This is a genomic window from Solwaraspora sp. WMMD791, assembly GCF_029581195.1.
Lineage (GTDB): Bacteria > Actinomycetota > Actinomycetes > Mycobacteriales > Micromonosporaceae > Micromonospora_E.
On record NZ_CP120737.1, the window covers coordinates 4582953 to 4609538 of the forward strand.

The 26586-nt window shown below is 71.6% G+C and carries 20 protein-coding genes; 15 read left to right on the forward strand and 5 right to left on the reverse strand.

Annotated elements, in window-relative coordinates; all coding sequences use genetic code 11:
• Positions 1–8 precede the first annotated feature (8 nt).
• Complete coding sequence (locus tag O7623_RS20310; RefSeq protein WP_282229492.1) at positions 9–539, reverse strand: class I SAM-dependent methyltransferase; 531 nt, start codon at positions 537–539, stop codon at positions 9–11.
• Between the two features lie 496 nt (positions 540–1035).
• Between O7623_RS20310 and O7623_RS20315 the strand changes: the two genes are divergently transcribed.
• From O7623_RS20315 to O7623_RS20330, 4 genes are all read left to right on the forward strand, one after another.
• Positions 1036–2346, forward strand: a complete 1311-nt coding sequence (locus O7623_RS20315) for an MFS transporter (RefSeq protein WP_282224599.1) — start codon at positions 1036–1038, stop codon at positions 2344–2346.
• A complete protein-coding gene (locus O7623_RS20320; RefSeq protein ID WP_282224600.1) occupies positions 2343–4202 on the forward strand; it encodes an alpha/beta fold hydrolase in 1860 nt (619 codons plus the stop codon). The genes O7623_RS20315 and O7623_RS20320 overlap by 4 nt, the downstream gene beginning before the upstream one ends.
• Positions 4203–4540: 338 nt before the next feature.
• Positions 4541–6517 carry a RiPP maturation radical SAM C-methyltransferase gene (locus O7623_RS20325; RefSeq protein ID WP_282224601.1) on the forward strand — a complete coding sequence of 659 codons (1977 nt, stop codon included), beginning with the start codon at positions 4541–4543 and terminating at the stop codon, positions 6515–6517.
• A gap of 13 nt (positions 6518–6530) precedes the next feature.
• A complete protein-coding gene (locus O7623_RS20330) occupies positions 6531–7220 on the forward strand; it encodes a DUF5825 family protein (RefSeq protein WP_282224602.1) in 690 nt (229 codons plus the stop codon).
• Here O7623_RS20330 and O7623_RS20335 read toward each other — a convergent pair.
• Complete coding sequence (locus tag O7623_RS20335; RefSeq protein ID WP_282224603.1) at positions 7144–9150, reverse strand: hypothetical protein; 2007 nt, start codon at positions 9148–9150, stop codon at positions 7144–7146. The genes O7623_RS20330 and O7623_RS20335 overlap by 77 nt on opposite strands.
• Positions 9147–10256 carry a glycosyltransferase family 2 protein gene (locus O7623_RS20340; protein ID WP_282224604.1) on the reverse strand — a complete coding sequence of 370 codons (1110 nt, stop codon included), beginning with the start codon at positions 10254–10256 and terminating at the stop codon, positions 9147–9149. Before O7623_RS20340 ends, O7623_RS20335 begins: the two co-directional genes overlap by 4 nt.
• Before the next feature lie 238 nt (positions 10257–10494).
• On the opposite strand from O7623_RS20340, the gene O7623_RS20345 reads away from it, so the two are divergent.
• Both O7623_RS20345 and O7623_RS20350 read left to right on the forward strand, forming a co-directional pair.
• The gene (locus O7623_RS20345) at positions 10495–11112 is read left to right on the forward strand and encodes a SigE family RNA polymerase sigma factor (protein WP_282224605.1); all 618 of its coding nucleotides are present in this window, start codon (positions 10495–10497) and stop codon (positions 11110–11112) included.
• The gene (locus tag O7623_RS20350; protein ID WP_282224606.1) at positions 11109–11813 is read left to right on the forward strand and encodes a hypothetical protein; all 705 of its coding nucleotides are present in this window, start codon (positions 11109–11111) and stop codon (positions 11811–11813) included. Before O7623_RS20345 ends, O7623_RS20350 begins: the two co-directional genes overlap by 4 nt.
• 73 nt (positions 11814–11886) lie before the next feature.
• Here the strand turns inward: O7623_RS20350 and O7623_RS20355 are convergent, their stop codons facing one another.
• The gene (locus tag O7623_RS20355; protein ID WP_282224607.1) at positions 11887–13467 is read right to left on the reverse strand and encodes a glycosyltransferase family 2 protein; all 1581 of its coding nucleotides are present in this window, start codon (positions 13465–13467) and stop codon (positions 11887–11889) included.
• Positions 13468–13616: 149 nt separating this feature from the next.
• Between O7623_RS20355 and O7623_RS20360 the strand changes: the two genes are divergently transcribed.
• The 7 genes from O7623_RS20360 to O7623_RS20390 all read left to right on the forward strand — a co-directional run bounded on the left by O7623_RS20360 (position 13617) and on the right by O7623_RS20390 (position 23309).
• On the forward strand, positions 13617–14171 hold the full coding sequence (locus O7623_RS20360; protein WP_282229493.1) for a YbaK/EbsC family protein: 555 nt from the start codon (positions 13617–13619) through the stop codon (positions 14169–14171).
• A gap of 140 nt (positions 14172–14311) precedes the next feature.
• Positions 14312–14923 (forward strand): TetR/AcrR family transcriptional regulator, encoded by a 612-nt coding sequence (locus O7623_RS20365; protein ID WP_282224608.1) that lies wholly within the window; start codon positions 14312–14314, stop codon positions 14921–14923.
• 114 nt (positions 14924–15037) lie between these two features.
• Complete coding sequence (locus O7623_RS20370) at positions 15038–16393, forward strand: biotin carboxylase N-terminal domain-containing protein (RefSeq protein WP_282224609.1); 1356 nt, start codon at positions 15038–15040, stop codon at positions 16391–16393.
• A 51-nt stretch (positions 16394–16444) separates the two neighbouring features.
• Positions 16445–17368 (forward strand): hydroxymethylglutaryl-CoA lyase, encoded by a 924-nt coding sequence (locus tag O7623_RS20375; protein ID WP_282224610.1) that lies wholly within the window; start codon positions 16445–16447, stop codon positions 17366–17368.
• Between the two features lie 518 nt (positions 17369–17886).
• A complete protein-coding gene (locus O7623_RS20380) occupies positions 17887–19419 on the forward strand; it encodes an acyl-CoA carboxylase subunit beta (RefSeq protein ID WP_282224611.1) in 1533 nt (510 codons plus the stop codon).
• Between the two features lie 35 nt (positions 19420–19454).
• The gene (locus O7623_RS20385) at positions 19455–20615 is read left to right on the forward strand and encodes an acyl-CoA dehydrogenase family protein (RefSeq protein ID WP_282224612.1); all 1161 of its coding nucleotides are present in this window, start codon (positions 19455–19457) and stop codon (positions 20613–20615) included.
• Between the two features lie 93 nt (positions 20616–20708).
• On the forward strand, positions 20709–23309 hold the full coding sequence (locus O7623_RS20390; RefSeq protein ID WP_282224613.1) for a helix-turn-helix domain-containing protein: 2601 nt from the start codon (positions 20709–20711) through the stop codon (positions 23307–23309).
• A 339-nt stretch (positions 23310–23648) separates the two neighbouring features.
• On the opposite strand, the gene O7623_RS20395 is transcribed toward O7623_RS20390, so the two are convergent.
• Positions 23649–24140 carry a MarR family transcriptional regulator gene (locus tag O7623_RS20395; RefSeq protein ID WP_282224614.1) on the reverse strand — a complete coding sequence of 164 codons (492 nt, stop codon included), beginning with the start codon at positions 24138–24140 and terminating at the stop codon, positions 23649–23651.
• A gap of 98 nt (positions 24141–24238) precedes the next feature.
• Between O7623_RS20395 and O7623_RS20400 the strand changes: the two genes are divergently transcribed.
• Both O7623_RS20400 and O7623_RS20405 read left to right on the forward strand, forming a co-directional pair.
• On the forward strand, positions 24239–24814 hold the full coding sequence (locus O7623_RS20400) for a YceI family protein (protein ID WP_282224615.1): 576 nt from the start codon (positions 24239–24241) through the stop codon (positions 24812–24814).
• 279 nt (positions 24815–25093) lie between these two features.
• Positions 25094–26575, forward strand: a complete 1482-nt coding sequence (locus O7623_RS20405; RefSeq protein WP_282224616.1) for a glutamate--cysteine ligase — start codon at positions 25094–25096, stop codon at positions 26573–26575.
• Positions 26576–26586: the final 11 nt, after the last annotated feature.

A 26586-nucleotide genomic window follows, 5' to 3' on the forward strand; every position in this document is an offset into this window, starting at 1 on the left:
GTGGCCCGTCAAACGACGGCGCGGGTCGCGACGACACTGACGAAAGCACTGGACCTGCCGGACTCGAACCTGCCGTCGTAGTGGTCCAACTTCTCGATGTGCCAGCCGGTGAGCAACCGACGGATGTACTGCTCATCGAAGAAATGCCGGACATGGCCGTTGAGGCTGAAGATCCGAGGGCCGAACTGCTCGCCCTTCCCGTAGGCCGGGTCGGCGGTCGACTTGACACAGAAGACCAGGATGCCGCCGGGCCGCAGCACCCTGCCGATCTCATCGAACACGTGCTGGGTGGTCGGCTCGATGAAATAGTGCAGCGCGAGGTGCGAGTAGACCCCGTCGAAGCGGTCGGTGGCGAACGGGAGGCCCGTGGCGACATCGTGTACGCGGAGTTCGGTCACTGCCGCGTCCGGCTGACCCGATCGTTCCGGTACGCGGGCCCGTGCCAGCCGGATCGCTTCCGACGAGAGGTCCACCCCGGTGACGTGGTAGCCGGCCTGTGCGATCGCCTGCAGGTCGTGGCCCTGCCCGAGGCATGCCAGCTATCCCAGGGTGCTGGTCAGGGAGGGGTTCGACGCTCAGCAGGTGACCTCCGTCGGCAGGTGACTGGTGATGCCGTGCCTGAGGAGATTATCAGCGAGCCCAGAGTGCCCGGATGGCGTCGCGCGCGTGGCAGGGCCCAGGACGGTGCAGGGGCTGACGTACCCGGTGCTGCCGGGTGGAATCCGGCTTTCGGCCGAACCTGGGCCGTGTCTGCACAACGCCGTTGATTCCGGGTTTGGTGCTGAATACTTCCTCCTGCGGTACACCGGCAATTCTTGTGACGAATATTGCCAAGTTCGGTTTGAATGACCGGGGGACTCACCGAGGTTACGTCGCTCAACGTATTTACATCCTTGCTTCGTGCTGCGGACGCTGTTAGCCTCTGTCCACGGCCCGATCGGGGGTGGCCAGTGGTTTTCAGTGACCTGATTTACGCAAGCTGGGAAGTCTCGATCACAAAGCTGGGACGTTCATGTCAATCACGTGGTGTTGCTGATGTCAGCCGCATCCATGGCGGGCGAATCGTCGGCCGAGACCATTAGGAAGCGGGATTTCCGGCTCTATTGGATTGCTGGAGCCGTCGATCAGCTCGGGTCGCAGACCTCCGGCATCGTCTTTCCACTGGTGACCTTGGCGATCACTGGTTCGCCGGCGGCCGCCGGCCTGGTCGGTGCGGCGGCCCTGGTCGGTCGGCTGGTCGCCGCACCAGCGGCCGGCGTACTGGCCGACCGTCTACCCCGCAAGGTCATGATGGTGACATCCCTGCTGGTGGCGGGCGCAGTCATGGGCGGGCTGTTCGTCGGGGTCGCCACCGGCGCCGCCACGCTCGCGGTGCTCGTCGGCGCGGCCTTCGTCGAAGGATTGGCGCAGAGCGGGTACGAGGCCGCCGGTGCCGGTGCCATCCGGCGGGTGCTGCCCGCCGACGACAAACGGGCGCTCTCAAGATTGGAGGCCCGCAATCATGCCGTACAGATCGTGGGTCCGGTCTTTGGCGGCGCGCTTTATCAAATCGGCCGCTGGGTTCCATTCCTGGTGGACGCGGTCTCGTACGTGGTGTCCGCACTGCTGGTGTCGGCGATCCGTACCGATCTGACGCCGACCCGCAGCGAGCGCACGTCGTTTCTCGCCGACCTGCGCGACGGCCTGCGGTTCGTATGGAACCAGCCGTTCCTAAGATTCGTGACAATCTGGGCCGCCGGGATCAATTTCACCTTCGGGGCCCTGATCTATTTCGCGATCCTCACCGCTGGTCGGGAAGGTGCGCCGGCCGCGTCGATCGGATTGATTCTCACCGTCGCCAGCGTCGGCGGTCTGACCGGTGCGCTGGCCGCGCCGGCGGTGTTCAGCCGGGTCCGGCCCATGACCGTCGTCGTGGTCGCATCCTGGGCGATGGTGGCGCTGGTGGTGGCGTTGTCCCAGGCCCGGCAGACCTGGACGTACGGTCTGCTGTTCGGCCTGGTGTTCCTGCTCAGCCCGCTGCTCGGGGTGATCTTCCAGGCGCGGGTCATCGCGCTCACACCGGACGAGCTGCAGGGCCGGGTGGGCACCGTGATGGGTACCGCCGGTGAGGTGCTGCAGACCCCGGCACCACTACTGGCCGGGCTGCTGGTCGCCTGGTACAGCCCGACGGCGGTCGCGTTGATCTTCGCGGCCGCGCTGGCCGCTCTGGCCACGTACACCACGGTCAACCTGCGGCAGCTGCGGGCCGGCGCGGACGAAGAAGAGGTCGAGCCCGAGCCCGAGTCGGAGCCGGAGTCCGGGTCCGGGACACAGCCGGAGTCACAGGTCGAGGAGGCACGTCGATGAGTCGCGAGTACCGGCTGTTCTACCCGGCGCTGCCGGTCGTCGCCGAACACGCACCGCACCGGCTGGTCTACGTCGGTGACGCCGACGGGCGGTGCCAGATCTTCGCCTGGGACCGCCGGGCCGGTGCCCTGACCCAGCTGACCGACCGGCCGACCGGCACGATCCGGGCCGCGCTCGACCCGGCCGGTGAGACCGTGTGGTGGTTCGACGACGACCTGGCCGGGGTCGGTGTCTGGCGTACCACCGATTTTCCCGACAGCCCTGCCGCGACGACGCCGGCATCCGCCGCAGCCGGCCCGGCGGAGGGCACGGCGGCGGCGTCGGTGCCGGCGCTGCCCGGAGTGGCACCCGCCCGGCACGCGGGCATCGCGATGGCCGACGACGGCACCGCCCTGGTCGGGCTCGCCGACGACGACGGCCTGACGCTGCACCGCCGGGAGCCGGACGGCCGGATCACCGAGGTGACCCGGATCGACGGGTACGCGTACCTGGTCGACCTGGATCCGTCGGGTGAGCTCGCTGTGGTCGGCGCGGACGCGGCGGCACCCGACGCGGTCACCGTCCTGGACCGCGACGGTACGCCGGTCGGCCGGATCGCCGGCCGTACCGGTCGGCGGGTCTGGGCGCTGGGCTTCGCCCCCGGCGGTGGTGTGGCCAGGTTGCTGCTGGTGATCGAGTCCGACGGGCGGTACTGCCCGGCGACCTGGACCGCCGACGGCGGACTGACCACCTACGACTGGTGCTGGTACGACACCGAGATCACCGCGAGCTGGTTCCCGGACGGGCGGCGCATCCTCATCCGGCAGGACCGGTACGCGCGGACGGTTCTGCACGAGGCGGACCTCACCGCCCGTACCAGTGTGGTGTCGCCGACCCCGGCCGGCAGCGTGCTCGACGCGGCGGTCTGGCCCGACGGCGAGATCGTCTACATCTGGACGGATTCGCTGACGCCGCCGCAGCTGCGGTCGGCGGGCGGAGTGCGGCTGCCCGACGGTGGGGCCGAACCGGATCCTGCCGCGGCGGCACCGGTGGACGACTACCAGCGTCGCGAGCTGTGGGTGCCGGGTCCGGGCGGGCGGATCCACGTCCTGCTGACCGTGCCGAACGACGGTCGCACCACCCATCCGGCCGTCTTCCTGGTCCACGGCGGGCCGTCCCAGCATGCCCGGGACGCCTACGACCCGCTGGTGGAGGTGCTGGCCAGCACCGGATGCGCGGTGGTGCGGGTCAACTACCGGGGGTCCAGCGGCTACGGCTCGGCCTGGCGCAACGACTTCAGCGACGGGGTCGGGCTGACCCAGATCGCCGACCTGGCGGCGGTCCGCGAACACCTGGTGACGGCCGGCACCATCGAGTCCGGTCGGGTCGCCCTGTGGGGTACGTCGTGGGGTGGCTACCTGACGCTGCTGGCCCTCGGGGTGCAGCCGCAGCTGTGGCGGCTGGGGGTGGCGATCAGCCCGGTCGCCGACTACGTCGCCGCCTTCCACGCTGCCTCGCCGGCGGTCCAGGCCCTGGACGTGACGCTGTTCGGTGGCAGCCCGCAGCAGGTGCCTCAGGCGTACGCCCGGTCGTCGCCGGTGACCTACGTCGACCAGGTCCGGGCGCCGGTGCTGCTCGCCGTCTCCAGCGACGACGTGCGCTGCCCGCCGGAGCCGGTGGAGCGGTACGCGGGTCTGCTCGCGGCGCGGCGGGTGCCGCACCAGGTGGTCCGGCGGCGGGCCGGGCACGACGACTTCGACGCGCGCAGCCATCTCGCGTTGATGCAGACCGTGCTGCTGTTCATGCAGCGGCACTTCGACGGCGTGCAGGAGGAGGGAACCCCGGTCGCGCTTGCGATGGCCAGGCCGGTCGGTTGACCCGACTCCCGCACGTTGACAGGTCCATGTCGATCGGAGGGGAGGTGAACAGCATGCGGAAGAACGTTGTCGAGAACGACCCGATCAACGGCAACCGCGACCAGCTTCGCAGCGCGGGCATCCAGGTCACGGTCACGGTCAAGATCAAGTTCTGATCCGGCCGTACGGGGTGGAGGCGGGCGGACCACCGCTTTCTGCCGGAGCGGCCGACCGCCTCCATCCACTGCCTGCCGGAGAGCCTCGCGCCGGAGTCTCACCGGGCGGAAGGCGCACCGCACGCGAAGCCCATCGCCGAGCGAGTCCCATCGGAACGAGTCCTACGAGGAAAAGAAGGGCACATGCGGATCCTGCTGGTCAACATGCCGTGGTCATCGATCGATGTCCCGTCGCTGGCGTTGGGCATCCTCACCAACAGCGTCCGTCAGAAGGTGCCGGACGCACAGGTCGACGTGATGCACGCCAACCTCGACTTCGTCGACTGGGTGGTCGAGCGCACCGAGTTCGGCCTGAGCGACTACTACTACTATTCGCTGTTCACCTACTTCTCCGGCTGCGGTGACTGGGTCTTCTCCTCCGCTCTCTACGACGATCCGCAGTGGCGGGTCGACGAGTTCGTCAGTCGGGTGCAGGGCCAGATGTCCGAGCGGGACCTGAGCCGAAACCTGGAGCTGCACCGTACGGTGCCCGAGTTCGTCGCCGAGGTGGCCGCCCGCATCGTCGAGCGGGAGCCGGACATCGTCGGGTTCACCTCGACCTTCCAGCAGAACGCCGCCGCCCTGGCCACCGCACGCGCGGTCAAGCGGCTCAACCCGCGGATCCGTACCGTGCTCGGTGGCGCCAACTGCGACGGCGAGCAGGGCGCGGCGATGCACCGCAACTTCTCCTTCGTCGACTACGTGGTACGCGGCGAAGGCGAGGCGGCGTTCCCGAAGCTGCTGACCGCCCTGCGCGACGCGGACACCGACACCGACACGGACACCGACAGCCGGCCTGATCTGGCCGGGATCGAAGGTCTCTGCTGGGCCGACGCCGCCGGACGGCACGTGGCCAACCCGATGAGCACCGCCCCGCTGCCGCCGGCCGAGATCGTCAGCCCCGACTACACCGGTTACTTCGAGCGGTTGGCCAGCTCGCGGGCCAACCACTGGGTCGAACCCCGGCTGGTCGTCGAAGGTGCCCGGGGCTGCTGGTGGGGCGAGAAACACCACTGCACGTTCTGCGGCCTCAACGGGTCGTTCATGCAGTTCCGCAGCAAGCATCCGGGGCGGTTCTACGACGAGATCATCGAGCTGGTGCAGCGGCACCAGGTGCTGGACATGTTCGTCGTCGACAACATCCTCGACATGAGTTACGTGACCTCGCTACTGCCCCGGCTGGCCGAGTCCGGCTACGACCTGCGGCTGCAGTACGAGATCAAGTCGAACATGCGCGGCCCTCAGGTGCAGGCGCTGGCCGACGCCGGCCTGGTCAGCGTGCAGCCCGGCATCGAGAACCTGAACAGCCGGGTGCTCAAGATCATGGACAAGGGGGTGACCGGCTGCCTCAACGTGCGGATGCTGCGCGACGCCGAGACCAGCGGCATCACCATCGCCTGGAACTACCTGTACGGCTTCCCCGGCGAGACCGACGCCGACTACCGGTCGATCATCGAACAGATGCCGGCCCTGCACCACCTCTGCCCGGCCGACGGCAGCACCCGGATCGCCATCGAGCGGTTCAGCCCGTACTTCGTCAACCCGGCACTCGGCTTCACCGACCTGCGCCCGGCCGCCCAGTACCGGCTCATCTACGACCTGCCCGAATCCGAACTGATGGACCTGGCGTACATCTTCGACACCCCGACCCAGGGCATCGGTGAGGATGTCGGCGACGAACTGGACCGGGCCGTCACCCACTGGCAGCACGAGTACGCCCGTAGCCGGCTCACCCACCACGACCTCGGGGACGAGATCGTGCTGGTCAGCCAGCGCCGGCACTTCGACTGGCACGTGCTGCGGCTGACCGACCCGGCCGAGATCGCCGCCTTCCGCCAACTGGACCAGCCGCACAGCGTCGCCTCGCTGGCCCGGCGCATCGACGTACCGGAACCGGCCGTCGCCGCGCTGCTGGCCCGCTGGCGGGAACTCGGCATCGTCTTCGTCGACGCGGACCAGTTCATCCAGATCGCGCCGAAGGCGATGAACCAGGAGCTGATCCGCATCGACCACCTGCGTCAGGAGCGGGCCGCCGCGCAGGCCGAGGCGGCGTCCGCCGACGCCGTCGGGGCGGCCGGGGCCGCCGTACCGGAGCCCGTGCCCGCGCTCACCGCCGTCTGACAGGAGCAGGCCGTTGACCATCACCCCCGTCGCCGCCGGGCCGCACCGGCCGATCACCGTACGGCGGCATCGCGACCATGATCCGGCGGTGGCCGACATTCCCGGCATCGACCTGGGCCCGGCCGAGGTGACCGGCCCGGTCGGCGACGCCGTCGCCGACTGGCACGCCGACGGCGTCCGCAAGCTCGCCCTGCCCGGCGTCGTCGATCTCACCGTGGACGATCCGGCGGCGGCGGCCGACGCGGTACGCCGACTCGTGCTGGTCCGGGAGGCGACCAGTTACGCCATCGAGGTCGACTGGTCGGTGCGGCTGCCCGGTGGCGACGACGACCTGTGGCGGGTGTACGGGCATCTGCGCCCGCCGGTCGCCGTCGAGCTGGCGGGGGCCGACACCGCGGCGTCGACGGCGGCCACCACCGCCTGGCGGGACGCCTTCTACTTCGACAAGTGCACCTACCGCCAGGGCCCGGGTTTCGTGCAGGTACGCGACCGGCGCACCGGTCAGCTGAACCTGCTGACCATCGACGACCCGGCGTACCTCGCCGTGTTGGCGCAACTGGTCGACGGCGCTCCGGTCACCGACGTGGACATCGACATCGCCCGCGAGTTCGGTGAGGAGGGCCTGGTCACGAAGGTGGGGGACCAGCTGGTGTGGCTGCCGCACCGGCTGCGTCGCTGGCCGCTGCCGTCGATGGTGATCTGACCGGGTCGGCCATCGCGTCCGGCGGCACCCCCGGCCAACGGGCGTACGCACTGTCCACGAAGTACGCCTCGCCGGGATCCCAGGTGTGCCCGGTGGGCCGGCGGTGGTACAGGTAGCCGAGCGGATGGGTGCGGTAGACGCTCGCCCCCGCCGCTCGCAGCCGTTCGATCAGTCCGAGGTCGACCGAGCGGGGCACCGGCCGCCACCCGCCGACGGCCTCCAGATCGCCCTTGGCGAGCAGCATCGTGCCGCCGGCCACCACGTCGCCGTACGCTTCGGGCACCCCGGAGCTGCGGCGAAGGGTGACACCCTCACGTTCCAGGTGGACGAGCTCGGCGCCCTTGCCGACCAGCACCGCTCCGGAGTAGTGCCGGGCCAGGACCAGGTCCCAGACGTGTTCGACACCGTAGCTGTCGTCGTCGTCGAACTTCGTCACCAGGGTGCCCCGGGCGCGCCGGGTCACCGCGCCGAGTGCCGCACCGAAGTCGGCGCTGGCCGGCAGCCGGACCACCTCGAACGGCCGGCCGCAGTCGGACAGCGCCCGGCGGGCCGACTCGGGCAGCTCGATTCCGTGCAGCCCGAGGACGATCTCCAACTCCGGATAGGTCTGCGCGGCGATTGCGGCCAGCGCCGCCGGCACCAGTTCCGCCCGGCGGGTGACCAGGATCGCGCTGACCGAGGGCGGCTGGCCGAGCACTGGCAGCCCACCGGTGGCCAGGGCGGGCAGCCGCAGCCCGGCGGCGTGCCCGCGCAGCGCGGCCCGGCGCTGCCGTACGCTGCGCGCCTCGACGGCCAGCGCGGCCCCGGCCGGGTCGTCGGGGTCGGGGGTGGGCGGCGGTGCGCACACCAGTGCCCGCAGGTCCGGGTCGAGCAGGTCGGCGACGGCCGGTGGCAGGACCGGGGCGTGCAGCAGCACTCCGGTGGCGGCGAGTTGCACCAGCAGCCCGGCGGTCTGCGCCGGGTGTTCGCCCGGCACCAGCCGACAGTGCACCACGCGGACCTGGCGCAGCGCGGCGAGGGCGGTCGCGCCCAGGCCGGGCCCGGTCAGCGCCCCGTGCAACGTGGGCCCGCCGGCTGGTCCGGCGGCTGGCCCGCTGGCTGTTCCGGCACGGAACCGGGCCGCCGACCGGCCGCCCCGGGCGAATTCCAGGGTGGCCTCGGGTGCCTGCGACCGGTACGCCGTCACCGGTCGACCCCGTGGGTTGATCCGGGTGGCGTCGACGAGCACCATCGGCGCACCCTCGGTGACGGTGACGCGGTGCCCGCTGCCGGCCAGTACGGTGCCGGCGCTGCCGGCCGGCACGGTGCCGATGTCGTCGGGTCGATGGGCCGGCGGTGTCGGGGTGACGACCAGGTCATAGGCGCGGATCTCGTCACGGGCGGTGAGTTCACCGGTGGTGACGGTCGCGGTCGCCGGGAGGAACGTCGGCCCGCCACCGACCCCGCCGCCGCTTCGGCCGGGTACGACGCCGGCGACGTCCGGGCTGCCGGGGGCCGGCATCGGCCGGGCGCCGTCCAGGGCGTTCAGCGCAGACCGTACCGCGTCGCGCAGCGGCACCGGGGCGGCGACGGCGAGCCGGACGGTGGCCGCGCCCCGACGCAGCCGGGGCAGCCCCACCCGGTGCCGGCGCAGTCGCGGCAGCATGCCGACCGTGCCGCCCCAGCCGACCCGGGGGGACCGCCACCAGGCGACGACCACGGTCACCGAGCGTACCGGCGAGCCGGCGGCCGGATGGTGGGTCAGGTCGCGGAGCCGGTCCACCGTGCCGGCGACGACGAGCGCCTGCCCGGTCCCGGGTACGCGCAGCACCCGCAGGCCCACGGCGCGGCCCAGCCGTTCGGCGGGACGCGGCGGGGCGAGCCCGCGTAGTCGCCAGGTGACCTCGACGCCGGCCGGCCCGCTGGTGTCGGATCCGGCACCACGTGTCACCTGAGGGTCTCCTCCCGGTTCTGCCCGCCGCCGGCACCAGCCCCCGCACCGGTCATCGCCGCAGGTCGTGGCCGCGTGGCGGCGGCCATTCCCCGGGTTGGGGAGCCGAACAGCCGTTTCCGCACCAGCCAGCAGGCCATCAGCAGTTCGTACAGAGGATAGGCGTTCGCCGCGACGAGCCGGTGCTTGACCGCCTCGTTGGCCCCGCCCGGCACCGGGTAGCCGCCGGCCGGGCGGTGCCGGCGGTACAGCTCGGCGGTGCCACGGAAGTAGCGCCGACGGCTGGACCTGGGCACCCGGTGCGGGTGGCCGAGCACCTGCAGGCAGTGCCAGATCATCCGGCCGAAGATCAACGACCGGACCGGTGCGGCCCGGCCGGGGTCGGAGTCGAGGTAGGTGAAGACCCGCTGCCACTGGTCGAACACCTCGAAGTGACGGTCACTGACCGTACGGGTGATCGCGCCGTCGTGGTGCTGCCGGTACGCGTAGCAGTCCCGGTCCAGTACGGCGATCCGGTCGACGGCGACCATCAGCGGGATCACGAACGACACGTCCTCGTACCAGCCGGACTGGAAGGTGACGCCGGACCCGATCAGCCGCTCCCGATCGATGATCTTGTTGCAGGCGATCCACAGGATGTCGAGCAGCCCCGGTTCGTCGGCGAAGGAGAAGACCGTCGGCAACTGCCGCCCCGGCGCGATGTCGGTGACCGGGTGCTCCTCGACCCGACCGTCGGGGTACACCCGCGCGTACCCGGTGATCAGGATCTCCGGGTCGGTCTGGCGGAGCCGTTCGACCACCGCCGCGAGCGACCCGGCCGGCAGCCAGTCGTCACTGTCGACACACCAGACGTAGCGCCCGCTGGCGTGGGCGATTCCGGCGTTGCGGGCGGCACCCAGCCCCGAGTTGCGGTCCATCGTGACCACTGTGATCTGCCGGTGGCGCTGAGCGTACTCGGCCAGGATCGCGCCCGACCGGTCGTCGGAGGCGTCGTCGACGGCGACGATCTCCACCTCGTCACAGTGCTGGTCGAGGATCGAGTCGAGGCAGGCGGCGAGGTACTTCTCGACCCGGTAGACCGGGATGATCAGGCTCAACAGGGCCATCGGAGAAGCTCGCCTTCCGTACCGTCGGTCCGGCGCAGGAGTCGGCCGGTGGGCGGACAGCATCCGCCGGGCAGGGGAAGGGGGCCCTATCGCAAAGCTAACAGGCGGCGAGCGGAGAGTGAACGTCAGGCAGAACCCTAGGCCTGTCACCTTCTTCCGACGGTGCGACGTCTATGTCTGCGGGGGCGGACACCGAGGAAGCACACCGGGGAGGGGTGCCCAGGCATGAGGGTGCAGTGTGTACGGCGCGGTTGAGGTGACGCTGCCGGCGCCGCTGGTGGGCAAGCCACGGCCGGCCGTGGACCGGTCGTCGGCCCGGGCCCGGTCGTCGGCCGGTACGTCGACCGGCGCGTCGGACGAGGAGTTCGTGGCGTTCGCCGAGGCGGCCGCGCCCCGGTTGCGTCGGACCGCCTACCTGATGTGCCGGGACTGGCATCTGGCGCAGGACTTCACCCAGACCGCCCTGGCGAAGATGTACGCGGCGTGGTCCCGGGTGGCCCGGGCCGACAACATCGACGCGTACAGCCGCAAGGTGCTGCTGCGGGTGGTGCTGGACCACCGTCGCCGGCTCAGCGGCCAGGAGCTGGTGGTGCCCGGGCCGGCGGTCGACACCGACCCGGCCCGGCCGGAGCAGCCCGCACTGCGGCTGACCATGATCGACGCGCTCGGCTGCCTGCCGCCCCGCGACCGGGCCATCGTGGTGCTGCGCTACTGGGAGGACCAGAGCGTGGAGACGGTGGCGGAGACGTTGGGCGTGTCGATGTCGGTGGTCAAGACCCAGAGCCGGCGGTCCCTCGCCCGGCTGCGGGAGCTGCTCGGCGACAGCCGCGCCGACCTGCTGGTCGAGGAGTCGTGAAGCCGCGGGCCGGGCTCGCCGGAGCGGTGCTGGTGGCCACCCTGCTGGTGACCGGATGCGCGACGCCGGACAGCGGGGCCGCGCCGGGTGCCGGCTCCGCGTCGGTTCCCGGGGCCGCGCCGGGTGCCGGCTCCGCGTCGGCGGCAGGTGCCGCCGGCGGCACCACCGCAGCGGTACGCGACAGCTGGTTCGTCGCCCCCACCGCCCTCGGACCCGACTGGTCTTACCAGCCACGACAGCTCGGGGTACCCCGCTGGCCCTGGGCCCAGGACGACTGCCCGACCTACCGCGACGCGGACTACCCGGCGCAACGGCACCGGGTCGCCGCCGCACAACGGCGCTACCACCACCCGACCGCCACCGGGCTGGCACTCGCCGTCGTCGAGGTGTTCGAGCCGGACTGGGCGGCGCGGGCGCTCGCCGACGCCGAGCAGGTGGTGCGGACCTGTCCGACGTACCGGTTCGGGCCCGGCACCATCACGTTCGAGCTGGTCGACCCCGAGCGGCCGGACGCGTTGCTGGTCCGGGGCCGCATCGACCATCCGCAGTCCGCGCCGACCGTCTCCTACTTCCTGGCGGTCCGCCGCGACGACACGGTCGCCACACTGAGCCTGCCGGATCCCGGCTCCGTGCCGGCCACCATCCGGACCCTGGATCAGATGGCCACCGCCCTGACCACCGGCCGGCGGTCGGGGCCCTGACCACCGGCCGGCCGTCACCGCCCTGACGGCCGGCCGGTCGACACGTCACCGCCCTGACCCGCCGGTGACCTCGTCACCGTCCGGTGAGCCGACGCAGGCGTTGCCGGCCGCGCCGCGCGGCCCGCACGCCCTGCCGGGCCGCGCGTTCGGCCCGATGCCGGGCCAGCCGGGTCCAGCGGGCCGGGGTCGCCGCCACGGTGACCAGCGGATCGGAGACCACCAGCCGCAGGCCACGGCGGCCGGGTGCGACCCACACCGCCCGACCCCGGGTGGTGAGCGCGGCCCGGGTGCCCGGTGCCCCACCCGCCGGCGGCAGGACCAGCTCGGCGCCGCCGTCGCGGGCCACGACCCGCAGCGCGTAGCGCCCCCGGGGCAGCCCGTCGAGCGGTAGGTCGACCTGCCAGTGCAGCCGGTCGGGGTCACCGTCGGCGACCACCAGTGGCAGCCGTAGCCGGGTGTCGCCCACCTCCAGCAGCAGGTCGTCGCGCACCCTGCCGGGTGCGCCGCCCGGACCGGGTAGGGCGCAGTGACCGGTCAGTCGGACGGACTCGCCGGCCGCCGGGTCGCCCCGGCGCACGCGGTGCACCCCGACCGTGGGTCGGGGCACCCGCAGCAGCTCCCGGTAGCGGTCGAACTGGGGATGATCGAGGTGCAGCTGGCCGCCGTGCAGCCGGACCGGGCCGTCGTGGCGCGGTCGGCGTACCGCGTCGGGTTGTCGTTCGTAGAGCGCGACCGCCCGTAGCCCGGCGGCCGGATCCCCGACGAACTCGGCGGCTACCGGAACGGCGATGTCGGCGAGCAGCGTCGACATCCGCCGGGTGAAGTCGGCCAACTGCGCGTCGTCGAGGTTCACGGCGGCCCGGCGGGCGTAGCTGAGCTGCATGTACGCGACCCACCGGCGCACCGCCGGCAGGCTCGCCGGGTCGACGCCGTCGAGGTCGGCGACGAGCCGTTCGATGATCGTCAGGTGTTGCAGGATCTTGGCCGGCTGGAACCGGCTGTCCATGATCGAGGAGCCGTTGCCGCGCTGGCGGTACAGGTAGACCAGCCGGGGGCTGAGCACGGTACGCGGAGCGCGCAGCAGCAGCGGCAGCGTGAACAGGACGTCCTCGAAGGCGCTGCCCTCGGTGAAGGTGGCACCGACGTCGGCGACGAAGTCCCGGGCGAACACCTTGTTGCAGGCCGACGGGTTGCCGACCAGCAGGGGTGCCTGCGCGACGGATTCGATCACCCGGGACGCCCCGACGATCTCGGCGCGCCACGGCGGGCTGGGTCGTGGCGGGAACCCGTGCATGTCACCGACGGCGATCGGCGCCTGCGCCGCAGTGGCGACGGCGATCAGGTGGTCCAGGCCGTCGTCCGGATAGAGATCGTCGGAGTCGAGAAACCCCAGGTAGTCGCCGGTGGCCAGGCGTACCCCATGGTTGCGGGCCGCGCCGAGCCCGGCGTTGGACTGCCGGACGTAGCGCACCCCGGGCGACCGCCGGGCGTAGTCCTGGGCGATCTCGCCCGACGCGTCGGTGGACCCGTCGTCGACGATGATCACCTCGATCGTCGCCCGGTGCGGTTGCCGGTCGATCGACGCCAACGCGGCCGGCAACCAGGCCTGCGTGTTGTAGACCGGCACCACGACGCTCGCCCTCGGAGCAGCCACGGTCACCTCTCGGTGTGCTCGACGGAGTCAGTGTCACCGACGGAAGTCGGTTGCCGACGAAGTCAGTGTGACGGCGCATCCACCGTACCGGCCGGGCCGGCCAACCCCGGTCGGCGGGCCGCTTCCGGCCGGTGCATGATGGCGATGTGCTGGGCAGACTGCGGACCGAACCGGTCCGGAACCGACTCGACCTGGTCGCCGACCCGGTGTCCGCCGCGATCGAGCAGTGGTCGTCCGAGGTCCCGGTGGACGTCGACGACATCACCGTGGCCGCCATCGACCCCGACCTCGCCGACACCGCCGCCTTCTGCGCCGCGTACGAGGTGGGGCTCGGTGAGTCGGCCAACTGCGTGGTGATCGCCGGTAAACGGGGCGGCGTCGTCCGCTACGCGGCGTGCATGGTGCTGGCCACCACCCGCGCCGACGTCAACGGGGCGGTCCGGCGGCTGATGGATGTCCGTAAGGCGAGTTTCGCCCCGATGGCCGACGCGGTGACGGCGACCGGCATGGAGTACGGCGGCATCACGCCGATCGGGCTGCCGCCGCAGTGGCCGATCCTGGTCGACGCCCGGGTGGTGGCGGTGCCGCACGTGGTGATCGGTTCCGGGATCCGGGCCAGCAAGATCGTGCTGCCCGGTCCGGCCCTGGGGGTGCTGCCGCAGGCGCAGGTCGTCGACGGCCTGGCGGTCGCCGCCGGGGGGTGAATCCGTGCTCCGGCTGACGGTACGGTGATCGTCACACATCAGCGCCGGGTCAGCGTGGACCACCGGCGGATCAGCCGGCAGCGCTTGAAAAGGCTGAACGAGCGTTCAACTCGGGATCGATTCAGGGTTAGGCTGGCCAGGTGACGGTAGATCAGCAGGCGACGACGGCGGACGGGGCCGAGACGGTCGCACCTCGTCGACGGTCACGCCGCGACGAGATTCTCCAGATCGCGGTCGGACTCTTCGCGGCCCGTGGATACCACGGCGTCTCGATGGACGACATCGGCGCCGCCGCCGGTGTCACCGGCCCGGCCCTCTATCACCATTTCGCCGGCAAGGAGGCGATGCTCGCCGCCGCGCTGATCCCGGTCAGCGAGGAACTGCTCGACGGCGGGCGGGCCCGGGTGGCGGCGAACTCCACGGACGCCGATGCCGCACTGGCCTCGCTGATCGAGTTCCATGTGGAGTTCGCCCTGGCCAACCCGGCGGTCATCGCTCTGCACCTGCACGAGCTCGACCGGCTTCCGGAGGAGCCGCGCCGCCGGATCCGCCGGCTGCAGCGGCTCTACGTCGAGGAGTGGGTCGGGGTGCTGACCGGCCTGCGTCGCGAGCTCGACGCCGCCGAGGCGCGGGTGCTGGCCCACGCCGCGTTCGGCCTGATGAACTCCACCCCGTTCCTCGGCGGCGAGGTCGACCGGGACCGGCGGGCAGCCCTGCTGCGGGCCGCCACCCTGGCCGCGCTGCACGGCTGACCGCCGTACCTCGTCGCGCGGCCGACCGCCGCGCCTCGTCGCAGGGCCGACCGACCGTCACGTGGTATGGCCGACCGCGGCACCGCACCGGGTGCCACGACCGCGAGGAGAGGCATGATCGAGTCTTTGCTGGTGGCGAACCGGGGCGAGATCGCCCGACGGATCATCCGTACCGCTCGGCGGCTGGGGGTGCGCACCGTCGCCGTGTACTCCGAGGCCGACGCCGGGCTGCCCTTCGTCACCGAAGCGGACCAGGCGATCTGCGTCGGACCGGCCCAGCCGGCGCAGAGCTACCGCGACCAGGCCGCCATCCTGGCCGCCGCCAAGAGCAGCGGTGCTGAGGCGATCCACCCCGGCTACGGGTTCCTGTCGGAGAACGCCGAGTTCGCCCGCGCGGTGCAAGCGGCCGGGCTGACCTGGGTCGGTCCGGGTGGCGACGCCATCGAGGCGATGGGCGACAAGATCAACGCGCGGAACCTGATGTCGGCTGCCGGCGTACCGGTCGCCGCAGGCACCACCGAGCCCGCCGGGACCGTCGACGCCGCACTCGACGCCGCCGCCACCATCGGCTACCCGGTGATGGTCAAGGCCGCTGCCGGCGGCGGCGGAATGGGCATGGGCGTCGCGGCCGACGCCGACGCGCTGCGGACCGAGTTCGACAAGGTCCGGGCGTTCGCCGCCCGCATGTTCGGTGACGGGTCCGTGCTGATCGAGCGCTACTTCCCCCGGGTACGCCACGTCGAGGTGCAGATCCTCGGCTGGCGTACGGCCGACGGCACCGACCGGGTCGTCGCCCTCGGCGAGCGGGAGTGCTCGGTCCAGCGGCGCAACCAGAAGCTGGTGGAGGAGTCGCCGTCGCCAGCGGTGACCGACGAGATCCGGGCCGGGCTGCTCGCTGCCGCCGTACGGGCCGGGGAGGCGGTCGGCTACCGCAACGCCGGCACGGTGGAGTGTCTACTGGACCCGACCACCGGGGAGTTCTTCTTCCTGGAGATGAACACCCGGTTGCAGGTCGAGCATCCGGTGACCGAGCTGGTCTACGGCGTCGACCTGGTCGAGGAGCAGCTGCGGGTGGCCGCCGGTCTGGCACCGACGTTCGACCCGGAGACCCTCGCCCCGCGCGGGCACGCGATCGAGCTGCGGATCAACGCCGAGGACCCGAAACGCTTCCTGCCCGGACCGGGCGCGATCACCGCCTGGTCGGAGCCGACCGGTGACGGGGTCCGGGTCGATTCCGGGTACGCCGTCGGCACCACCGTGACGCCGTTCTACGACTCGCTGATGGCCAAACTGATCGTCTCCGGCGCCGACCGGGCCGAGGCGATCGCCCGGGCCCGGGCTGCGGTCGCCGCCTTCGAGGTGGCCGGGCCGAAGTGCAACCTGCCGTTCTTCGCCGAGCTGCTGGAGTACCCGGAGTTTCTCTCCGGCGACTACGACACCGGCATCGTCGGCCGGATGCGGGCGCGGTGACCTTCGTCGGATCCCATTGAGTGGACGGCACGGGCGCGCGATGCTGGGCAGATGGCAACGACGCCCCTTCCCGAGTCCGTGTCGATCCGCGAGGTCGGCCCCCGCGACGGCCTGCAGAACGAGCAACCGGTGCCGACCGAAGGCAAGGTCCGCCTGCTGGACGCGCTGTCCGCAACCGGCGTACGCCGGATCGAAGCTGTCTCGTTCGTGCACCCGAGGGCGATCCCGCAGATGGCCGACGCCGACGAGGTGTGGCAGCGGGCCCGGCGCGCCCCCGAGGTGCGCTACTCGGCGCTCGTGCCGAACCTGCGCGGTGCCCGGCGGGCGATCGACGCCGGCTTCAACGAGGTCGAGGTGGTGGTGTCGGCCAGTGACACGCACAACCGGCGCAACGTCAACCGGGGCACCGCAGAGTCCCTCGACGACATCGCCGAGCTGATCCCGCTGCTGCACACCGCCGGGGCGCACGTCGAGGTGATCGTGGCGACCAGCTTCGGCTGCCCGTACGAGGGGGACATCGACCCGGGCCGGGTCGCCGGGATCGTCGACCGGGTGGTGGCCGACGGCGCGGACCGGGTGGCGTTCGGTGACACCACCGGGATGGCCACCCCGCGCCGGGTCCGCGAGCTGGTCACGGCGGTGCGCGACCGGCAGGCCGCCGTGCCGGTGCTGCTGCACTTCCACAACACCCGGGGTACGGCGTTGGCGAACCTGCTGGCCGCCCTGGAACTGGGGGTCACCGAGTTCGACGCCAGCGTCGGTGGCCTGGGTGGCTGCCCGTACGCGCCCGGGGCCAGCGGGAACGTGGCCACCGAGGAGGTGGTGCACATGCTGCACGACATGGGCGTCGCCACCGGTATCGACCTGGCGGCGCTGCTGGCCGCCGCCGAACTGGCCGAGGAACTGGTCGGCCGGCAACTTCCGTCCGGGGTGCTGCGCGCCGGCCCCCGTACCCGGCTGACCCCGACCAGCTGACCCGCCGGCGTCTCGCCCTCGTTGATCCACCGCACCTCATCGACGCGACACGCCGGACACCGGTCAGCTGGAGCGCATCCGATCGACGCCGGTCCCGCCTGCTGTGTCAGGACGGCATTCGAGCGGAGGCACCGGGACGGCCGGCCGAGGCGCGGGCGTCGTTCGAGCAGGCCTGGGCGATGCGTACGGACGACTCCGACGCTTGCGTCGCGGCGCACCACCTGGCCCGGTGTCACGACGACCCTCAGGAGGTGCTGCGGTGGAACCAGGAGTCGCTGCGGCGCTGGCCAACGAGCGGCCCGGTGACACCGTCGCCGCGCGCGCTGCCGTCACCGACGGTCTGCGCAGGTCGACCTGACCTCTACCGGCTGGCCGGCCCGCAGTGGCCGGTTTCCCGCTGCGGTCGGGGTGGTCGCGGAGACGGTGGTGGCGACGCTGAGTTGGTGCCGGGGTCGCGAGCGTGACCGTCGTGCGGTACCCTAACGATCGTTTAGTGCAGGCGGGTGCGAGGGGGCGGCGTGACACTGGACGGTGAGGCGCTGGACCGGCTCGACAAACGGATCCGGGCCGGTGGCGCGGAGAAGTACCACGCGGCGAACGCCGACCGGGGCAAGCTGTTCGCCCGCGAACGGGTCGACCGACTGGTCGACGCGGGCTCCTTCGTGGAGGACGGGCGGTACGCCAACGCCCTCGCCGACGGGCTGCCCGCCGACGGCGTGATCACCGGGACGGCAACGATAGACGGTCGACAGGTCTGCCTGATGGCCAACGACTCCACGGTCAAGGCCGGCTCGTGGGGCGCCCGTACCGTGGAGAAGATCATCCGGATCATCGAGCGGGCGTACGACGCCGGCCTGCCGATGGTCTACCTGGTCGATTCCGCCGGGGCGCGGATCACCGACCAGGTCGACCTGTTCCCTGGCCGGCGCGGCGCCGGCCGGATCTTCTGGAACCAGGTCCGGGCCTCCGGCGCGATCCCCCAGGTGTGCGCCCTGTTCGGGCCGTCCGCCGCCGGCGGCGCCTACATTCCGGCGTTCTGCGACGTGGTGGCGATGGTCGAGGGCAACGCCAGCATGTACCTCGGGTCGGACCGGATGGTCGAGATGGTCACCGGCGAGAAGACCACGCTGGAGGCGATGGGCGGTGCCCGGGTGCACTGCGCCGAGTCCGGCGTCGGGCACTTTCTCTGCAAGACCGAGGACGACGCGCTCGACGTGGTCCGTCGCTACCTGTCCTACCTGCCGGCCAACTGGCGGCAGCCGCCACCGGCGACGGCGGCCGTCGAGCCGCCGGCCGGTGTCGACCTGGCCGCGCTGGTGCCGGCGAGCGAACGGCAGGCGTTCGACATGCGCCGGTTCGTCAAAGGGCTGCTCGACGAGGGCAGCTTCCTGGAGATCCAGGCGTTGTGGGCGCGTGAGCTGACCGTCGGCTTCGGCCGGCTGGCCGGCCAGGTCGTCGGCGTGGTCGCCAACAACTCGATGTTCAAGGGCGGGGTGCTCTTCGTCGACTCCGCGGACAAGGCGGCCCGGTTCGTGCAGCTCTGCGACGCGTTCAACGTACCGTTGCTGTTCCTGGCCGACGTGCCCGGCTTCATGGTCGGCAGCGCGGTGGAGAAGCAGGGCATCATCCGGCACGGCGCGAAGATGATCAGCGCGATCTCCGAGGCCACCGTACCGAAGATCTGCGTCGTGGTCCGCAAGGCCTACGGCGCCGGGCTGTACGCGATGGCCGGCCCCGGGTTCGCGCCGGACGCCACGCTGGCCCTGCCCACCGCGAAGATCGCGGTGATGGGCGCGGAGGCCGCGGTCAACGCGGTCTACGCCAACAAGATCGCGGCGATCGAGGACCCGGAGCAGCGGGCGGCGTTCGTGGCGCAGCGCCGCGCCGAGTACGAACAGGACATCGACCTGACCCGGCTCGCCAGCGAACTCGTCGTCGACGACATCGTCCGACCCGAACAGTTGCGCGCCGAACTGGTCCGGCGGTACGCGGCGGCGGCCGGCCGGGACCGGCACTTCTCCCGCCGCCGACACGGCGTCACCCCGGTGTAGCGGCACCTCCCGGCACCTCCAGAAAGGACCTGGACATGGACTTCCGGCTCACCGACGAGCAGGTGGCGCTGCGCGACAGTGTCCGCGAGTTCGCCCAAGAGGTGGTCGCGCCGGTGATCGGCGACTACTACGAGCGGCACGCCTTCCCGTACGAGATCGTCCGCCAGATGGGCAAGATGGGGCTGTTCGGGCTGCCGTTCCCGGAGGAGTACGGCGGGATGGGCGGTGACTACTTCACGCTCTGCCTGGCGCTGGAGGAGCTGGCCCGGGTCGACTCCAGCACGGCTATCACCCTGGAGGCGGCGGTCTCGTTGGGGGCGATGCCGATCTACCGGTTCGGCACCGAGGAGCAGCGTCGGCGGTGGCTGCCGCAGTTGATCAGCGGTGAGGCGCTGGCCGGGTTCGGGCTGACCGAGCCGGGCTTCGGCTCGGACGCCGGCGGCACCACGACCCGGGCGGTGCTCGACGGCGACCACTGGGTGATCAACGGTGCGAAGGCGTTCATCACCAACTCGGGCACCGACATCACCTCCCTGGTGACGGTCACCGCGGTGACTGGGACGCGGCCGGACGGGTCGAAGGAGCTGTCGACGATCATCGTTCCGTCCGGTACGCCCGGCTTCACCGTCGCCCCCGGGTACGCGAAGGTCGGCTGGTGTGCGTCGGACACTCACGAGTTGACGTTCGACGATTGTCGGGTGCCGGCGGAGAATCTGCTGGGTCAGCGGGGTAGAGGGTTCGCACAGTTTCTGCGGATCCTCGACGAGGGCCGGATAGCGATCGCGGCGCTGGCGGTCGGGCTGGCCCAGGGCTGTGTCGACGAGTCGGTCCGGTACGCCGGGCAACGGCGCGCTTTCGGCCGGCCGATCAGCGGCTTCCAGGCGATTCAGTTCAAGATCGCGGACATGGAGGTACGGGCGCACACCGCCCGGTTGGCGTACTACGACGCGGCGGCCCGGATGCTCGCCGGTGAGCAGTTCAAACGGCAGGCGGCGGTGGCGAAGCTGCACGCCAGTGAGTGCGCCGTGCAGAACGCCCGGGAGGCCGCCCAGGTCCACGGTGGCTACGGTTTCATGAACGAGTTTCCGGTTGGCCGCTTTTGGCGGGATGCGAAAATCCTGGAGATCGGCGAAGGCACCTCCGAGATTCAGCGGATGGTCATCGCTCGTGATCTTGGACTTGCCGACGTGGAGTGAACTCCCCGGTTGTGTCGGAAATCCGTTCCATTCGGGTCGTCAGCCTGACGGATAGCTGACTGGACGACACCTGGCTGCGTACTCTCTCCTGCCATGAGTCCGGATCATGCTCCTGACCAGAGCACGGTCGGGTTCGACGAACTGCTCCGTGGGTGCCGGCTGGCCGCCGGGCTGACCCAGGCGGAGCTTGCCGCCCGGGCCGGCGTCGGCGTCCGCACGGTCCGTGATCTGGAGCGGGCCCGATCCTCCCGGCCGCAGCGGACCACCGTGGACCTGTTGGCCGCCGCGCTCGGCCTGACCGGTGCCGACCTGGCCGAGTTCGCCGCCGCCGCCCGTGGCCACGCGGCGGTGCTGCGCCCTGCGGTCCCCCGCCAGTACGCTCCGACGCTCGCCGCCGTCGCAGCCGGGACCGACGGCGACGACCCGGTGGCGGGCACCACCGTCGGCGGCAGTCGCGGCCTGCCGCCGGCAGCAGAGCTGATCGGCCGCGACTGCGACGTGGCGGAGCTCGCGAACATCCTCACCTCGGCTGACGGCTCCGGCGCGGGACTGACCAGCCTGGTCGGACTCGCCGGGGTCGGCAAGACCAGCCTGGCGCTGGCGGTGGCGGCCAACGCGACGCGGCACCTGCCGGGCGGGGCCGGTGGGATCGTCGTCACCGAAGGCTCCTCTGTCAGCGACGTACTCACCGCGACCGCGACCGTGTTCGACGTCGGCCGCATCCACGACCTGGCGGCCCGGCTCGCCGACGCCCCCGCCCTGCTGCTGGTGGACGCCGTCGAGCGGTCCCCGGTCGCCACCGCCGACGCGCTGTACTGGCTGCTGCGGGTGGCGCCCACGCTGCGGGTGGTCGCCACCGGCCGGCACCCGGTCGGCCTGCCGGGTGAGCGGGTGTGGCCGGTCGCCCCGCTGGAAGTGCCACCGGCCGACACCGAGGCGGACCTCGCCGCGGTCGCCGACTACCCGGCGGTGAAACTCTTCCTGGCCCGGCTGCGCAAGGTGCGGCGGGAACAGGTCCACCCCACCGAGGTCGGCGCCCTGGTCGGGCTGGTCCGTCGACTCGGCGGGCTGCCGCTGGCACTGGAGTTGGCGGCGGCCCGTGGCCGGGCGCTCGACCTCAACGAGATCTTCAACCGGTACGGCGACCGCCCACTCGACCTGACCGGACCGCCGTCACGGGAAGCGGTGGCGGTGACCCTGCGCGACGCGGTCGCGGCCAGTTACGCGCTGTTGACCCCGGCGGAGCGGCGCGGGGTACGCCGGTTGTCGGTGCTGCGTAACCGGTGGTCGGTGGAGCTCGCCGAGGGCATGTTGGCAGCCGACGACACCGCCGGCACCACCGACGCTGACACTGCGGTCGACCCGGTGCCGTTCCTCGACCGGCTCATGTCGTTGGGGCTGCTCGGCGCCCGAGGGGCCGGCCCCTACCGGTTCCGCTTGATCGACGTGATCCGGGACCTGGCCACCGAACGGGCCGCGGCGCACGGCGAACTGTCCGCCATCCGGCGTCGGCACGCGGTCCTGTTCGCCGGGCTCGCGGAGCGCGCCACGGCGGACCTCGCCGGGCCGAAGCTGGTGACCACGGTCAACCGGCTCGACGAGGTGGCCAGCGACCTGTGGGCGGCATTGGCGCATTCGGCCAACGACGACCCGCACACCGCGCTGCGCCTGGCGGCGGCGCTGCCGAGATGGTGGCGATTCCGGGGTCGCGACGTCGCCGGTCGACGGTGGCTGCGCAGACTGCTCGACGACCCACGGATGGTCGACGTGGATCCGACCGTTCGGGCCTGGGCGCAGGTCGGGGTGGCGCAACTGGCGGTCGAACACGGTGCCGGAGCGCAGGAACTTCCGGCCGCCCGGGCAGCGCTGGCGACGTTCACCGAGCTCGGCGACACCGCCGGCGAGCTCGCCACCCGTACGGTGCTCAGCGCAGCGTGCCTGGCTGCGGGCCAGTTCACCGAGGCCCGCGACCACGCCCAGGCGGTCCTGGCCGTCGCCGGGCGGACCGGTCGGGTGCGGGACATGACCCTGGCCCAGCACGACCTCGCCTGGCACGAGGTCCGGGCCGGGGACCTGCGGGCCGCCCGGCGTCGGCTGGCGGCCGTCGACCGACTGGCGGCGCGCACCGGTGAGGACCGGCTGCGGCTGCTGGCCCGGGCGAACCTCGCCGAGGTCGCGCGGCTGGAGGGGCGGTACGCGCGGGCGGTCGACCTGGCCCGTCGGGTGCTGGCCGCGCTGACCGCCGTCGGCGACCCGAGCCACCGGCGACGGGTCCTCGGCACGTTGGCGCTCGCGTTGGCCCAGGACGGCCGACTGGCCGAGGCGGCCGCGGCGTTGACGCAGCTGCGGAGTTACTCGATGCCGGTGGACGAGCTGGACCGGGGCCCGGTGCGGCCGGTGGACCCGGCTGGTGCCGGCGACGACCCCCGGTGCGCGTTGATCGAGGCGACGATCGCCGCCGCCCGGGGTGACCGGGAGCTGGCGGTGGAGTGGTACGCCGTGGCGGCCCGGTCGCGATGCGCCGGCAGCCAACCCCGGGATGCGATCGAGGCCATGGTCGCGCTGGCGGCGGGTACGGAGACGGCGGCCGCCCGGCAGGCGGCCCTGGACCGGTTGACGGCTGCCGCGAAGGAGAGCGGGATCACGTTGTTGCCCCGGGAACGGCAGGAGATCGGCTGGCCGGACCAGCCGTGAGGCTGCCAGCGCGGCGGTGCGGGTGCCGCCTGTGGACGACTGCCGGTGCCGGCGCGGCGGTGCGGGTGCCGCCTGTGGACGACTGCCGGTGCCGGCGGGTGACGCGGACGTCCGGCGGGGATCGGGTGATCACCCGCCGGACGTCGACACGCCCCCCGGGTTGGCGCGGAGCCGCCCCCGATCCACAGCGGTGCCCTGGATCTTCGCGCCGCACCCCCCGTTACGTTCCCGGCCGTCAGTACGGTATCCAGAAGTTCCGAGCTTAATGCGCCTTTTGTGGGCTTATGAAGGTGTCCGCTGTTGGTTTCTGCCGGTCCTTCTGCCGGTCCGGCAGGCCGGTCAGGCCGTCTCCGCGAGCATCTCGTCACTGCCAGCGGTGGCGCCCGGATGCACGGCGTCGCGAAGTCGCCGTAGGGTGCCGAGGAACGCCGCGAGTTCGGCCGGTTGCAGCTGGCCGGTGAACCACTGCTCGATCAGTTCCAGGTGTCGGGGCAGCGTCTCGTCCAGGCGTTGCTGGCCGGCGCGGGTCAGCACGGCGTACGAACTGCGTCGGTCGGTCGGGCAGGCCCGGCGGCAGACCAGCCCGTCGCGGACCATCCGGTCGACGACCCGGGTGGCGCCGCTGGTGGACAGGGCGGCCTGCGCGGCGAGGTCGGTCATCCGCAGCTGGTGGCTCGGGGAGCGACGCAACCGCATCAGCACCTCGAACTCGACGGAGGAGAGCCCCTGCTCCTCGAACTGCGCCGCGAAGCGGGCAGCCAGGCCAGCATGGACTTCGAAGAGGAGCCCGATCGCGGTGATCCGCGGATCGTCGGCGAGGTGCTCGGTCACCAGGACATCCTAGCAGTGCTTGACACGAGGAATATTGCTTAGTCTAATATTGCTGCTGCACACGTCATCCCTCAACCGCTTGTCCCCGAGAGGCAGCCATGAGCACCGACCAGAACACCCGCGAGTGGAACGGCATCACCATCCCCACCGCCGGCACCTACGAGCTCGACCAGGCGCACAAGCGGGTCGGCTTCGTCGCCCGGCACATGATGGTCAGCAAGGTCCGGGGTGAGTTCGCCGAGGCCACGGCCACCATCACGGTCGCCGAGGACCCGCTGCAGTCCTCGGTCACCGCAGTGCTGCAGGCCGCCAGTATCACCACCGGACAGGCCGACCGCGACGCCCACCTGCGCAGCGGTGACTTCCTGGACGCGGAGAAGTTCACCACGCTGGAGTTCCGCAGCACCGGGATCGCCTCGGTCGACGGCAACGAGTTCGTCCTCGCCGGTGAGCTGACGATCAAGGACGTCACCCGCCCGGTCGAGCTGGCTGTCGAGTTCGAGGGTGCCGGTCGCAGCCCGTTCGGTCAGGACATCTTCGGATTCACCGCGACCACCGAGATCGACCGCGAGGAGTTCGGCCTGACCTGGAACGTCGCGCTGGAGACGGGCGGCGTCCTGGTGGCCAAGAAGATCAAGATCGAGATCGAGGGTGAGGCCATCCGCCAGGGGTGAGCCCGGCACCTTACAGCGGCACCCCGGTCACCGTCGACGGTGACCGGGGTGCCGCTGTGTGTGATAACCCCAGTAGAAGACGCTCGCCGGATGTGAAAAGGTGAAACCGAGCGCTTCGACCCGCTCACTTTGGGGCGATCACCGCCTGTCCCGGCTCGGGGGCCGACGACAGTCGCGGTCGAGCAGGGGTTGCACCACCAACAGTCGTTGACGGCTTCGCCGCGTCGCTCGGGCCATCGGGCAGGCGGGGTGGGGTGTCGACGCGCCGGGGAGGGCATTATGGGCAGGGATGTCGCATCACGCGCGCCGTTCACCCGGGAGGACCGCGTCCGGTACCGGCAGAAGGTCCGCCGGTGTCTCGACGTGTTCGCGTTGATGCTCGACGACTTCAAGTTCGACGCCGACCGACCCACCACCGGCCTCGAGGTGGAACTGAACCTGATCGACCCGTACGCGGAGCCCGCCATGCGGAACGCGGAAATTCTTGCCAACCTCGCTGATCCGACATTTCAGACGGAGCTGGGTCAGTTCAACCTGGAGCTGAATGCCCGACCCCGGCTGATCGAGGGCGACGGCTTCGCCGACTACGAGGCCGACCTGCAGGCCAGCCTGGCCCGCGCCGGCGACCGGGCGGCCAAGGCCGATGCCGCGATCATCCTGATCGGCATCCTGCCCACCCTGACCCCGCAACACCTGGTGCTCAACAACCTCTCCACCAACGGCCGGTACCGGGTGCTCAACGAGCAGATCGTCGCCGCCCGCGGCGAGGACATTCGGCTGGACATCCGGGGCGTCGAGCGGCTGCAGGCGTACACCGACTCGATCGCCCCCGAGGCCGGCTGCACCAGCGTCCAGTTCCACCTGCAGGTCTCGCCCGACACGTTCGCCGCGTACTGGAACGCGTCCCAGGCCATCGCCGGGGTGCAGGTCGCCCTCGGCGCCAACGCGCCGTTCTTCTACAGCAAACAGCTCTGGTCGGAGACCCGGATCGTGCTGTTCGAGCAGGCCACCGACACCCGGCCCGACGAGCTGAAGGCCCAGGGGGTACGGCCCCGGGTGTGGTTCGGCGAACGGTGGATCACCTCGATCTTCGACCTGTTCGAGGAGAACGTCCGGTACTTCCCGCCGCTGCTGCCGATCTGCGCCGACGAGGACCCGGTCGAGGTCCTGCAGAACGGCGGCGTGCCGGAGCTGAGCGAACTACGGCTGCACAACGGCACCGTCTACCGGTGGAACCGACCGGTGTACGACATCATGCACGGCCGCCCCCACCTGCGGGTCGAGAACCGGGTGCTGCCCGCCGGGCCGACCGTCGTCGACATGCTGGCCAACGCCGCCTTCTACTTCGGCCTGGCCCGCGAGCTGGCGGAGGCCGACCGCCCGGTCTGGACCCAGCTCACCTTCGCGGCCGCCGAGGAGAACTTCCACCAGGCGGCCCGTCGTGGCCTCGCCGCCCAGCTGCACTGGCCGCAGCTCGGTGAGATCGCGGTCACCGAGCTGGTGCTGGAGGTCCTGCTGCCGAAGGCGTACGCCGGGCTGGACCGGTTCGGTGTCGCCCCGGCGCAGCGCGACCGGCTGCTCGGCATCATCGAGCAACGGTGCCGTACCGGTCGTAACGGCGCGGTCTGGCAGACCGAGTCGGTCTGGCGCGCCGAGCGTGAGCACGGGCTGGCCCGCCCCGAGGCGCTGCACCACATGCTGCAGCGCTACGCCGAACTGCAGCGCAGCAACGAGCCGGTGCACACCTGGCCGGTCGACTGATCCGCCGGCAG